The organism is Rhodococcus sp. FW305-130 (assembly GCF_058788335.1).
Genome location: NZ_JBYTAP010000010.1, coordinates 183,440 through 195,482, shown reverse-complemented (window position 1 = coordinate 195,482; position 12,043 = coordinate 183,440). Strand labels below are relative to the sequence as shown.

The following is a 12,043-nucleotide window of genomic DNA, read 5'->3' as shown; positions in this document are numbered from 1 at the left end:
AAGCGTCAATGGTGTTTAACGCGATACAACGAAATCAGGTCAATTGATGAAGATCACCGGAGCAGTCCTCGAAGAGTCCGGCCGAGACCGGCCCTTCTCACAAACACGTCCGATATCAGTGGGCGAACTCGACCTCGGAGAACCCGGCCCCACAGAACTTCTTGTCAAGATCGAGGCGGCTGGAATCTGTCACTCAGACCTCAGTGTGGTCGACGGAAACCGGCTGCGCCCCACGCCGATGCTCCTCGGTCATGAGGCGGCTGGAATCGTAGTTGCCACCGGCGGCGCAGTCGTGGACATTCATCCGGGACAACGGGTAGTGATGTCGTTCCTGCCCCGCTGCGAGCAATGCGGTGCTTGCGCCGAGGGGGGCCGGCTGCCCTGCACCACAGGGACGGACGCAAACAATACCGGTGAACTACTTCACCGCACGCGACACTTGAGCCGCGAAGGCGAGATCATCCATCACCACCTGGGTGTTTCGGGCTTTGCAACCCACGCTGTCATCGACCGTGCGTCGGCAGTGCCGGTTGAATCCGATGTCCCTCCCGATGTAGCCGCTGTCCTCGGATGCGCGGTGCTCACCGGCGGGGGGGCTGTGCTCAACGTCGCTAAACCCATTCCCTCTGATCCCGTGATGATCGTCGGACTCGGCGGCGTTGGGATGGCCGGGATCATTACTGCGAAAGCTCTCGACGTCGAGCGGATCATCGCGGTGGACACCGTTCTGGAGAAGCTACAGCAAGCGGCTGACCTCGGCGCAACCGAGACTTACACTCCCGAACAAGTTGTGGCCCTCGGCGTGAAGGCTCGCTACGTCATTGAGTGCGCAGGCCATCCCCGCGCGTTCGAAACAGCTTTTGTCGCAACCCAGCCCGGAGGCACCACCATTTCGGTCGGCCTGCCTGGCCCGGCTGCGCGTGCCGCGATCTCGCCCTTGACCGTGACCGCCGAAGCGCGAACTGTCATCGGCAGCTATCTCGGTTCCGCTGTCCCGTCCCGCGACATCCCCCGATACACGCAAATGTGGCGTGAGGGAAAGCTCCCTGTCGATAAGCTCATCTCATCCCGAATTAGATTGACTGAGATCAACGAGGCAATGGACCTACTCGCTGAAGGCCTAGCGATACGGCAGGTCATCATGTTCGAGGAACCCCTGGGGGAGTAGTGAATACGAAAATTCTATCGGGCTAGCAACCCAAGCCGAGTGCATGGCACTTCATCGGTGGCCGCCGATGCCGATCGCCTGCCGGGGCACATCGCCGCGAACCCCGCTTTAGGGGGCGACCTTCACCGCGTGGCCGATATCTGCCGGTACCTGATGTCACTTCTGGGATGGCGCACTTGGCGCCACAGCTTAGGCTGCCCGGTCCACCAGAGCTGACACCGAATCCGCGTCCGGAGTGAGCCCAGGATTCGATCGCAGTATCCGCAAAATCCAACGCGCACTCCCGTTTCGGATCGGGACCCGCCCCCCGTGTCACTTTCCTCCGATCGACCGCAGACTGGCTTAATCACCCTCAGCGCCGTCGTTGGCGCCGCCGCGGAGAGCCCGGAGGGTTGTTCGCCATGGTCGAGTTGACGGCACTGTCATAGGACGGGAAGAACATCCTTCTGTACAGCGGTCCGCGGGAGAAGGGACAAACACGTCTGGGCAACCAAGTCGTTGAGACCTAGCTAGCCGATCCGATTGGATTCACCTCCGTCCAGAACGAGGATCCAGGAACTGGTTTCCGGTGGCTCCACCACTCACCCAGGAGTCGAGCCACACCAACCCGAAGGAGTTCATCAGTCGTGAAACCCACCGGTGTCGACCCCTACCTCACCACGGTTGACGCCGCCATTCGTGCCGATCTGATCGAGGTTCTCTCCTATGTCGTCGAACTGGACTTGACTGATGGGTCAGGGAATCCCTCATGGAACACTTTTCGCTCGAAAACCAAGATCACCTTCACCGTGCGCCGTCCAGGGGAGACAACATTCGTTGATGTCGTCGCCGACAAAATTCATCTCGCGACGTTGAACGGCTCCGATGTGGAGTTCAGCAGCTATGCCCCGGACAAGGGCATCAGAATTGAGAACCTCGCGGCGGAGAACATTCTCTTCATCGACGCCGATCTGCAGTACACGAATTCTGGTAAGGGACTGCACAAGTTCGTTGACCCGATCGACGGCCAGACCTACCTCTACTCTCAATTTCAGACGACCGACGCTAAACGTATGTATGCGTGTTTCGACCAACCTGACCTCAAGGCGACGTTCACGATCCGAGCAAAGGTGCCGAATCACTGGGAGGTAGCGTCCAACGGCCGCGAGAATCACGTCGAACGGCTCGCGGAAAGCAAGACGATCTACTTCGAGACGACGGAACGGATCAGCCCATACGCCACTTCACTGATGGCCGGGCCTTACCACGTAGCGCGTACACAGCACGACGGGATCGATCTCGGTCTGTGGTGCCGCAAGACACTCTCCCCGCATCTCGACGCGGAGGAACTGTTCAAGATCACCACACAAGGCTTGGATTGGTATCGCACCAATTTTGGAACAAGATACGCGTTCAACAAATACGACCAGCTGTTTGTGCCCGAGTTTCACACCGACGCAATGGAAAACGCGTCCTGTGTGACATTCCGGGAGCGCTTCATCTTCAAAAGCAAAGTGCCTGACGATCTCTACGCACGTCGCGCCTACACGATCTTGCGTGAGATGGCGCACATATTGTTCGGCAATCTGGTGATGCTGCGCTGGTGGGAGAACTCGTGGCTGAACGGGTCGTTTGCCACCTATGCGGCCGCGCTGTGCATGGAGAATGCGACCCGCTGGACCGAGGCGTGGCTCGTATTCGTCGATACCGTGAAGAATCGGGTATACGGTCAAAATCAGCTTCCGCCGAAACATCCTGCCGCCGCGGACGCCCTGGACGTACAGACTGCTGAGATCAATTTCGATGTGATCCGCTATGCCCAGGGTGCATCCGTGCTCAGGCAGCTCAGTGCCTATGTGGGGCGAGAAGCGTTCCTTGGCGCCATACGCGAATACTTTGTCGAGCACGCCCACGGCAATACGACGTTGACTGACCTGCTCCGTGCCCTGGAACATTCGTCTGGCCGGAGCCTCAACCGGTGGTCTGTCCAAGGTGTGGCTCGAAACGACAGGGATCAGTGGGTGGAGCCCGAAGTTCACCCCTGACTCTGACAGAACTCCACCAGCGTCGAACCCGTGCTGTCCGCCCGGTTATCGTCGCCAGGAGTAAGACTGTGCGCACCTGCGTTGGATGTATCGAGTTTCACTGCACTACCGGAGGGGCTCGGCGGAGGAAAGAGCGGACTCGGATTCTGCTGTCTCCCAGAGGTGATCGGATTCCTGCGATGGCGTCTAAACCTGCCCAACGACGGTGCCCGAATGTCGAAGCGGATTCGTATCGGCCCTGATTGTCTATGATCGCAGCGTGCGCCGTTTGGCGTGTGTCCAGCTCTTCGATCTGACGACGTCGGGTGTTTTTGTCGTTCAGCCCGGTCGTGCTTCCTTTAGCCGTGCAGTGGCTTGGAAGAGTCGACTTTGTGGTCCCGATAGTGGTTCGGAATCCGACCGTACAGCAGGGAGATAACTCGTGAGGCCCCGAGACCGTGCAGCACGAGGCTGCTGAGAACGATGATGCAGGCGGCCGCCAGTACAGCTTCGCCGTCCTCGTTCGGTAATGCGTTGTAGGCGATGAGGCCGAATACGATCGATGCCGCTCCGTGTGGCCCCATGACGGCCATGAAGATGCGGTCGCGCCACGGTGCTGGGCTTGCGATCAACGCGATCAGCACCGGCAGGATTCGGCCGACGGTGACAACACATACGGCCAGGACCAGTGCCGGCCACCAGTTGACGTTACTCACGACGAGGGAAATTCCGGCGATCCCGAAAGCAAGCCACAGTTGAAGATTCACCACACCGGCTACGTCGTCGGCCAGAGAGAACTCCGCCCCGGGCTTATCCGCAGGGTTGTTGCCGCGCGCAGACAGTGCGATGCGAAAGGCGACGCCGCAAACGAATGCCGCGACGAAGCCGTTGCCGTGAGCAGTCACCGCGACTGCGAACGTAAACAAAGGCAGCGCGAGTACGCCGATGCGAGTGCTGCCGATGTCGCACCATTGGGCACGGGCCGCGGTTCGGAATGCCCACCCCGCCACGGTGCCGATCAGCGCTCCGACGATGACAGCGATGCCCCCGGCCGGGGCCGCTGTGAGGAATGCCGCGAGCGCTTGGTCGCCGGGATCGCCGGTCGTGCTGGCCAGTGCGAGTGCGGCTAACAAAAGGGGTGAGATCAGTCCGTCGTTGTATCCGCTCTCGATACCCAGCCATCGGCGGACCGAGGGCGGGATCCGAGTGTCCTTGATGATCGACAATTGTGGCGAAAAGTCCACCGGCACTGCCACACATGTTATGGCCAGTACCCCGGCCGCCGAGAGGCCCAGCGGCAGCGACAGGCCGATGGCCATGATGAGGATGAGGGACAACGGCAGCGCCACCGCCAGCAGACGAAGCGGAACGGAAGTGGCGTGTGACCGTAATGACCCCGGGACATCTGTGGCGTCCACGAACAGCAGCAGCGCCAGGATCACCTCCGCAAGGTACAGAGCCAGCTTCGAATCGAAGAAGGCGGCGCTTTCGTCGGCGACGAACCAGCCTGCGATGCCTCCGAGGACGACCATCAACAGGGGGCCGTTGACAGAGAAGCGTTGAAGGCGGCGCGCACACGCCGCCCATATGAGGGGTGGCCCGGTGGTAATGAGCAAGACGGTGATCATGGTGGACATGATCATCGTCGGGATGTAGGCGACGCGGCAACCTTCAGCAATGTGATGCGGCGTATGTCACGGGTGTCTCGTCGAGTACGTTGCCTGGTGTTCATGTGTCGGTGAGACTCTGGCGATATGGACCAAGCGATAAAGACCACCCACAGTGGTGAGAACTGCGGGTCGATACTGTAGTCGTTCTAACTGGATGCACCATCGGTTGCGTAGCTCTGGTCGAAATCGACGGCGGCATACCGGATGGGTCTGGCCGTCATGATGTTCTCGAATCAAGCCGCCGTAGGTACGAATCCCTTTGAAGGAAGAGTGACTAGCCAGACATCACCACTCTGCGCAATAGCCCCACCGTAAGCGCCTGATCCCGATGCTCCACCACACCACCACGTGGTCGGCATCGTCCGCGATATATTACCGTGTCCCCGTTGTCATCTCAGTGAACTGTAGTGCGGACAACGTCGCCGTGCAGTGGCGCCTGGGCCTGCTGGCGCGATCGCCTACTTCAGGCGGAGTGATAATGCGGCCGTGTGGTGCGCTCGACTCGGTTCGATCATCGCATGTCAACCTCGGCGGCGGAATGCATTGCGTCAAAGCTGAAGTGGGTCGAGGCGGGTTTCGTGCATCGCCACCACCATCCATTAAGAGCCCATAACAGTCGTATAACAACTCATTTGGGTTGTTATCCTGGTTCTATGAGTGTCGCAAACAATTCAACTCCACCTCGTGCTGGACGTCGGGAATGGTCGGCTCTAGCTGTATTGGTCTTGGTCGTCGTACTACTGGCTGTCGATGGCACCGTGCTGTACCTGGCTGTTCCTTCGCTGACCACGGACATCTCACCCACCGCCACTCAACTCCTGTGGATCGGCGACATCTACTCGTTCGTGCTGGCAGGTCTTCTCATCACGATGGGAAACCTTGCGGACCGTATAGGTCGCAAGCGCTTGTTGCTCATCGGCGCCGGGGCCTTCGGCCTGGCGTCGGCGTTGGCTGCGTTTGCACCCAACGCCGAAACCCTTATCGTGGCAAGAGCTTTGCTCGGCGTAGCGGGTGCGACATTGATGCCCTCAACGCTGTCGATCGTGCGCGCGATGTTCAACGACCCGAAGCAACGTACGACCGCCATCGCAGTCTGGTCCATGGGGGCCACTGCTGGTGCTGCCCTTGGCCCACTTATCGGCGGCGTATTGCTGGAAAATTTCTGGTGGGGCTCGGTATTTCTGATCAATCTCCCAATCATGATGATCGTCCTGATCGTCGGACCGCGTCTGATTCCCGAGTCGCATGGAGACACTTCCAGTCCCATCGATCTGCTGTCCTCTTTGCTCTCAATACTCGCGATCATTCCCGTTGTGTATGCCATCAAACACTGGTTCGGTGACGGCTTCGACTGGACCGTCCCGGTCGTTGCCGTGATCGGGCTTGTTGCGGGATGGGTGTTCATTCGTCGTCAAACAAAACTTCCGCATCCACTGCTCGATGTCACTCTGTTCCGAGTACCAGCCTTCGCAGGTTCTGTTGCGTCCACCGGTTTGTCGGTCTTCGCGTTCATTGGGATGCTGTTCTTCTTCTCGCAGTACCTGCAACTTGTCCGTGGGTACGGGCCGTTGCAAGCAGGGTTGGCGGAGCTGCCTGCAACCTTTGCTGCGATGGTCGTCATCGCGTTCGTGGGGGCGCTCCTGACTCGACTCGGAGCAGGGCGAGCAATCGGTTTTGGCCTGGCCGTGGGGGCGCTCGGGTTGGTCGGGATCGGTCTGACGGTCTCGCAGGCTTCGTTCTGGGGACTGGGTGTTTCTCTCGCGGTCATCGGTCTGGGTATCGGAGTTGCAATGACACTCTCGACGGATGCAGTAGTCTCCGCGGTGCCGAAAGAACGGGCCGGCGCGGCATCCTCCATCTCCGAAACTGCCTATGAGCTCGGTGTGGCGCTCGGTATTGCGGTCCTTGGATCGGTTCAACTGGCCGTGTACCGTGCCCAGCTCGATCTGCCAGCGGGTACCGATCCGGCAGACGCCGCTGTGGCCGACCAGTCGCTGGCAGTAACCGTGAACACCGTCACCGACCCTGTCGTGGTCGAACATGCCCAGACTGCGTTTTCGACGGCCGTACAGACCACCTCGTTCGTTGCCGCAGCCGTCCTCGCGCTCTCAGCAGTCGTCGCCTGGCGGGTGATCCCATCGCCGCGCGATGGCAAGGTTGGTACGCATGAAGCACACTGAGCCGGTCGCCACTAGAGACAAAGAACGCACCCGCCGAGCGATCCTCGACGCCGCCGAACGGGTATTCACCAAACGCGGATCGAACGTCAGTCTCACCGATATCGCTGAGGCAGCTGGAGTCACTCAAAGCGGTCTCCGCCACCATTTCCGGAACCGTGAAACCTTGATCTACGGCGTCATCGAACACAGCATCAGCCTTATGTGGGAAGAAGTTCGCGCTCACATCGACCTATCGGAGAACCGACCTGGAAAATTCCTCCGAGGCTACGTCCGCGCCTTGACCGGTGACAGTGACCAACTTGCGACCGCGCTCGATCCCACCGCTTTGATAGCCGCGCTGGGCACTCCGCCGAAGGTCGAATCCCTGTATGCGCGTGACGCTGAGAAATGGAATGCGGCCCTCAACGCGGACGGTCTGCCCAGAGAACGTGTCCTCGTAATCCAGTACGCCGCAGAAGGTCTTGCCGTCGCACGATCGAGCCCCTATCTGACCAGTGAGGACCTCGCACTGGCGCGAGCCGAACTGCTGGCATTGACCGAACAGACGTAAGGCGCACCTTCAGTGACGAGTCCAAGCGGCGGCGCTCCGCCGAACATCGAGGCCAGCGAATTAGAGAGACAGAAGGGCTGCTCGGACTCGCCATGGGGGAGGCGGAAGCTCTATTTCAGTAGGTTTGAATGTTATTGTGTGCCAATAACTTTTGATATTCACAAGGTCAGGAATTTCGAGAGTTGCGCACGGTTCAATGTCATTGAACGTCAAATATTGTTGCAGCAGGGGTATCGAACAGTCTCGCAGGTGTCAGATACGCAACGACATCGGGAGCGATAGTTTCGGCGGGCACTTAACTGGCCTGCGCGCAACTCCGCGATACCAGAGAGATGCCAGTTATGCGTACCGTTTTGGTACCGCAACCGGGTTGTTCGGCGGTATCGGCCAGCAAGCGTCAGTCCTGACAAAGCCAAGTTCTGCGGAGACAACGCGAGAATGCACCTGTGTGATCAACCGTCCATGCCGGCGTCGAACGAATCTCGGTCCAAAGAATGGAAACTGACTGCGCCTTAATAACTTCCGCTCGGTATGGCAGTTTTGGGTGTCGATTTCGTCAAGTCAAGGGTCTATGGTCCGCCACCCACGGGCCTGACACACTGGGGATCGATCATCGCCAGACTCCCAGGCGCGATCGCAATCTGGATGACCGGACACCGGGATCTGTGCCTTCAAACACAAAGCTTGGCGCACCCGACTCACACTGACCGCCTACAACCTCCCCGGACCCCACCACGTCGCACCCATCCCCACCAACCACGCCACCATACAAGCCCCACCGCCGTGTGGCCGAGTAATCACTGAGAGAGGTCCTGGCGGTGATGGTTCGGCCCGGCGGGCAACCTCAGATGCTGGTTGGTCAGTCAGCGGTTCAGATGGGGTGGGTCCCGAACAACTATGGCTCGTTCCGGTCGTTTCCGGGGCGCTGGTTCGGCGTTGAGGGCTAATTGGCCCGGAGGCGGGCAAGAGCCCAAGAGTTGCCTTCACGCACTAGTTGCCTGATAAGAGACTGAGCGATCGTCTGGCTGTCTTGGAGCGTCGCGGTACACCGGATTGAAGATCTTTCCGTTCTCGAAACAATGCTGCGCTTCCATCGTGGGCCCTACCCGCCGTGGGGTGCCCGTCGCCAAGGCCCACATGGCGGCCGTCCCACTGTCATGGCTTCCGAGTGCATCGAGCTCGCACGCAGCCTCCGCGAAGCAGGATAAGAGTCTTGACACGATAGCCTCGATACTCGGAGTGGGCTGGTCTTCCGTCAGTCGAGAACTCTTTGATGTGGACGCGAGCCCCCTTGAATGTCAACCAGATCCGATCGTAGAGTGCTTCCGATAGAAGTCGGGGCGGCCGCTGCAGCGCGATCGGACGTTACTTTATGGGAGTATTGCAGTGCGATCTCCTCGTGCAGATTCAACGAAACATGCTTGGGTAGTGGATCTTTCGAGTAGGGTTCGGTTGTGTTACTTGTCATGAAAGGCTGAGGCCTGAGGGTCATTCGCACTAAAGTTGGCGGGTACGCTGAGATAGGCACTCAACTTGGAGGATAGTGAATTGGTGGAGAGGTTGATCCGGCATCGTGTTGATGATCTCGACGGGTTGCCTGTAGCAGAGGATCTCAATCAGAGGATTGAATTCTCATTCCGTGGAACGGACTATGTCATCGATCTCAGGCCGGCAAATGCGAAGAAGATGAAAACTGCTCTGCGACAATACATTAAGGTCGCTCGGAAAGTCGAAGTTGTGGCGGCCGCTCAGGCGGCAGATGTCGGGGAGTCGTCTGATTCTCCATGTGCAGGAGACCAACTGGAGGTAATCCTACGGTGGGCAAAGATGCACAATTACGCACCGTCTCCGTCCGGAAACGTCACGAATCAGATAGTACAGGCATTCAACGCCGCGCACCGTTGATTTCACTCGACAATGGAAACGATAGGGCTGAAGGGGCTGTGGGGAGTGGTTCTTCAGCTGTTTATTCGGGGTCAGTATGTTCCGCTCGCTCTAGTTGAAGCCGACCGGTCACTGGCGTGTTCCGAACGAATTTCGACGGAGCCTATGCTCGTCGGAGCGTGGGTAGCGTCCTCAGTGACCGGCTAATTCAAAATCGATCGCCGGCAGTGTGTTTGAACCATTCTTATGCCGTTGTGGCCCGCCGGAAAGCTCAGGCCGGTATCGACCAGAGGTAGAGGCGCCCCACCGCGCGAGAAGTTCAGGAGGCAGATGCCGGACGATTCCCATGTCCCGAAAATTGACCGGGATGCGGGTCTTCTCACCCTCGGCGCCAAACACCCGGAACCCCTGTCTTGCTCGGGGGTCCGGGTGTTTTCGACTCAAGCGGACTGGTCCCCGAGGCTTTGCAGACCACCACCCTGCATAGAGGCTGTGAGCAGGCCGCCGAGCATGACGTTACCCAGCATCAAGACGACCAAATCGACCATGCTGTCGAAGTACTTTCCTAGCATCGTGACTCCTTACGAGAGGGCTTTGAGGAATGTGGCCAGGGCTAGTCCGAGGCCGTTTGGGCCTGACCAGGATCCGGTTGCGACCATGAGTAAATCTACGAAAAATTTCTGGAAATCCACGTCGGTAGTTCCTTTCTTCCGTGGAGAACAGGAGCTGCTTTAAAGGGGGGCGCCTATCGAATACTGTGCGGGCAGCTTAATGAGGATCTGGTACAGCATCGGAACCATCTGCGTGATGGTCTGGCCGAGTGAACTGGTCGCATTTTGGATTGACAACATGATGTCTCCGTCGATTGTGGTCGTTGTCGATTGGGTTTGTTTACGAGTACTGATTCCCAGACATCGTGTTCAGTCCGGTCAGCGATCCGCCAATCGAGGTTGCGAGGGCACTGATGAATGGGGTGAGGGCTTTGAAGAAGTCGACGGACATGTCCGTCCTTTCCTGGTTCGGAGCGGTGGAGGAGATAAAAAGTGGAAATGAGCACCGAGCGCTGCCCTCGGCAGAAAGGTGCCGAGGGCAGCCGTAATGAATGAACGGATCAGTAGACGCCGTCAAATCCGGAGGCGGATTGCAGTGGGATGTCCCAACGCACGAGGAAGTCCCCCAGCTGGATCCCGGGCATTCCCCCCCACGCTCCGAAGTTGACCGCAGTGCCGGCCTTCGTGCCCGCGAGGGTTACCCAACCACTCTGACTTTGGATGACACTCACCAAGTTAGAGGTGCCCTGGATGCAGTATCCGCCGTCTGGCGCGGTGGTTGTCGTGTAGGTCGCGACCGAAGTCGGGCCGGGCTTCCACAGTTCACCGGTAATGGACACCCCCCCGACGCCATTTCCGGAGCTGTCCCGGACGTTTCCGCAGAGCTGATAGTCGACGGTCGGCTTCTGTGGGTCCGCGGCGTGGGCTACACCTGTTCCCAGGGCAGTCATTGCTGCTGCGCTGGCGAGTACGCCAGCGACCATTGCCTTGCTCTTAATCTTCACGCAGATACCTCAGGTTCTCTATTGCGACCCTGTATGGAGAACTGCTGGCCACGGGAGGCAGGTCGCCGGAATCAGCCTGTGGCCTAAAACACGATTTCGGAAATCGTGTACGAACAATAACCTGTTTCAGTTTTTTGTCGAATCAAACGGAAATATTCCGAAAAGAAACGCTGAACTGGCTTGATTTTTTGCGGGGCGCACAGGTTTGACTATCGATATTTACGTGTTACCTAGCCTCTACGTGAAATGTTTATTTGCGACTGACCTGTGATGATTTTCAGATATTAGCACTTTTGAATTAGTTCTTTTTTACTAATAGTTCTCGTGTTGAGTTTCTCCCGGGGAATGTGCGGAGGTTCAGATCAATGTTGAATGCGTCGAACTGGAAATAGCTGCCCACAGATGGTCGTCATCGCGTTTGTGGGGGCGCTCGGGTTGGTCGGGATCGGTCTGACGGTCTCGCAGGCTTCGTTCTGGGGACTGGGTGTTTCTCTCGCGGTCATCGGTCTGGGTATCGGAGTTGCAATGACACTCTCGACGGATGCAGTAGTCTCCGCGGTGCCGAAAGAACGGGCCGGCGCGGCATCCTCCATCTCCGAAACTGCCTATGAGCTCGGTGTGGCGCTCGGTATTGCGGTCCTTGGATCGGTTCAACTGGCCGTGTACCGTGCCCAGCTCGATCTGCCAGCGGGTACCGATCCGGCAGACGCCGCTGTGGCCGACCAGTCGCTGGCAGTAACCGTGAACACCGTCACCGACCCTGTCGTGGTCGAACATGCCCAGACTGCGTTTTCGACGGCCGTACAGACCACCTCGTTCGTTGCCGCAGCCGTCCTCGCGCTCTCAGCAGTCGTCGCCTGGCGGGTGATCCCATCGCCGCGCGATGGCAAGGTTGGTACGCATGAAGCACACTGAGCCGGTCGCCACTAGAGACAAAGAACGCACCCGCCGAGCGATCCTCGGCGGTGGACCATCCGAATCACACACTGGCGGCCTGTTCGAGTCGGCAGCTGAACAAGTGCGCCTGGCACGG

9 protein-coding genes are annotated in these 12,043 nt (G+C 58.7%); 6 read left to right on the top strand and 3 right to left on the bottom strand.

Annotated features, from left to right (window positions below; translation table 11 throughout):
• Positions 1 to 46: 46 nt before the first annotated feature.
• Both AC3WQS_RS27665 and AC3WQS_RS27660 read left to right on the top strand, forming a co-directional pair.
• A complete protein-coding gene (locus tag AC3WQS_RS27665; protein ID WP_070797410.1) occupies positions 47 to 1,168 on the top strand; it encodes an alcohol dehydrogenase catalytic domain-containing protein in 1,122 nt (373 codons plus the stop codon).
• A 626-nt stretch (positions 1,169 to 1,794) separates the two neighbouring features.
• Positions 1,795 to 3,192, top strand: a complete 1,398-nt coding sequence (locus tag AC3WQS_RS27660) for a M1 family metallopeptidase (protein ID WP_492713162.1) — start codon at positions 1,795 to 1,797, stop codon at positions 3,190 to 3,192.
• Between the two features lie 338 nt (positions 3,193 to 3,530).
• Here the strand turns inward: AC3WQS_RS27660 and AC3WQS_RS27655 are convergent, their stop codons facing one another.
• Positions 3,531 to 4,814, bottom strand: coding sequence for a cation:proton antiporter domain-containing protein (locus AC3WQS_RS27655; RefSeq protein ID WP_228118135.1), 1,284 nt, complete (start codon positions 4,812 to 4,814; stop codon positions 3,531 to 3,533).
• A 680-nt stretch (positions 4,815 to 5,494) separates the two neighbouring features.
• On the opposite strand from AC3WQS_RS27655, the gene AC3WQS_RS27650 reads away from it, so the two are divergent.
• The 3 genes from AC3WQS_RS27650 to AC3WQS_RS27640 all read left to right on the top strand — a co-directional run bounded on the left by AC3WQS_RS27650 (position 5,495) and on the right by AC3WQS_RS27640 (position 9,476).
• Positions 5,495 to 7,021 carry an MFS transporter gene (locus tag AC3WQS_RS27650; protein WP_153212669.1) on the top strand — a complete coding sequence of 509 codons (1,527 nt, stop codon included), beginning with the start codon at positions 5,495 to 5,497 and terminating at the stop codon, positions 7,019 to 7,021.
• Positions 7,008 to 7,571, top strand: a complete 564-nt coding sequence (locus AC3WQS_RS27645; protein ID WP_070797659.1) for a TetR/AcrR family transcriptional regulator — start codon at positions 7,008 to 7,010, stop codon at positions 7,569 to 7,571. The genes AC3WQS_RS27650 and AC3WQS_RS27645 overlap by 14 nt, the downstream gene beginning before the upstream one ends.
• 1,551 nt (positions 7,572 to 9,122) lie before the next feature.
• Complete coding sequence (locus AC3WQS_RS27640; RefSeq protein ID WP_492713163.1) at positions 9,123 to 9,476, top strand: Lsr2 dimerization domain-containing protein; 354 nt, start codon at positions 9,123 to 9,125, stop codon at positions 9,474 to 9,476.
• Positions 9,477 to 9,895: 419 nt separating this feature from the next.
• On the opposite strand, the gene AC3WQS_RS27635 is transcribed toward AC3WQS_RS27640, so the two are convergent.
• Together AC3WQS_RS27635 and AC3WQS_RS27630 are read right to left on the bottom strand one after the other, a co-directional pair.
• Entirely contained in the window at positions 9,896 to 10,027 is a 132-nt protein-coding gene (locus AC3WQS_RS27635; RefSeq protein WP_265588721.1) for a hypothetical protein, read from the bottom strand.
• A 539-nt stretch (positions 10,028 to 10,566) separates the two neighbouring features.
• The gene (locus AC3WQS_RS27630; protein ID WP_153212994.1) at positions 10,567 to 11,010 is read right to left on the bottom strand and encodes a hypothetical protein; all 444 of its coding nucleotides are present in this window, start codon (positions 11,008 to 11,010) and stop codon (positions 10,567 to 10,569) included.
• A 402-nt stretch (positions 11,011 to 11,412) separates the two neighbouring features.
• Here AC3WQS_RS27630 and AC3WQS_RS27625 point away from each other — a divergent pair, with 402 nt between their 5' ends.
• Positions 11,413 to 11,925, top strand: coding sequence for a hypothetical protein (locus AC3WQS_RS27625; RefSeq protein WP_492713164.1), 513 nt, complete (start codon positions 11,413 to 11,415; stop codon positions 11,923 to 11,925).
• The last annotated feature ends 118 nt before the right edge of the window (positions 11,926 to 12,043 follow it).

Excerpts from the sequence above, each read along its gene's own strand:
- AC3WQS_RS27665 (WP_070797410.1), top strand. The coding sequence starts at position 47 with ATGAAGATCACCGGAGCAGTCCTCGAAGAGTCCGGCCGAGACCGGCCC.
- AC3WQS_RS27655 (WP_228118135.1), bottom strand. The coding sequence starts at position 4,814 with ATGATCATGTCCACCATGATCACCGTCTTGCTCATTACCACCGGGCCA.
- AC3WQS_RS27650 (WP_153212669.1), top strand. The coding sequence starts at position 5,495 with ATGAGTGTCGCAAACAATTCAACTCCACCTCGTGCTGGACGTCGGGAA.
- AC3WQS_RS27645 (WP_070797659.1), top strand. The coding sequence starts at position 7,008 with ATGAAGCACACTGAGCCGGTCGCCACTAGAGACAAAGAACGCACCCGC.
- AC3WQS_RS27635 (WP_265588721.1), bottom strand. The coding sequence starts at position 10,027 with ATGCTAGGAAAGTACTTCGACAGCATGGTCGATTTGGTCGTCTTGATG.
- AC3WQS_RS27625 (WP_492713164.1), top strand. The coding sequence starts at position 11,413 with ATGGTCGTCATCGCGTTTGTGGGGGCGCTCGGGTTGGTCGGGATCGGT.